This is a genomic window from Microbacterium sp. GbtcB4, from assembly GCF_019091465.1.
GTDB lineage: Bacteria > Actinomycetota > Actinomycetes > Actinomycetales > Microbacteriaceae > Microbacterium > Microbacterium paraoxydans.
The window spans coordinates 1-231 of record NZ_JAGXJJ010000736.1 but is presented as its reverse complement, the minus strand read 5'-3'; the positions used below and the strand labels follow the sequence as shown (position 1 = coordinate 231).

At 72.7% G+C, this 231-nt stretch carries 1 pseudogene; it reads left to right on the top strand.

The features are described 5' to 3' along the window. Positions 1-231 (top strand): annotated as a pseudogene (locus KVS71_RS19445) (D-alanyl-D-alanine carboxypeptidase); the annotation flags it as partial.

Sequence of the window (231 nt, the reverse complement as noted above, 5' to 3'; positions counted from 1 at the left end):
TGGCCAGCGGCCGGCGACGGGGCGGTCGGCATCGCCGGGATGACCACCGCGGCGCCGACCACCGCCCCGGTGAGCCTCGCGAGCATCACGAAGGTCGTCAGCTGTCTCATGGTGCTGGACCGGCTGCCGCTGGCCCCCGGCGAACAGGGCCGGGAGTTCTCCTTCACCCATGCCGACAGCGTCCGTTACTGCGACGATCGGTTCGCCAACCCGTCGGGGCGCGAGGTGCCG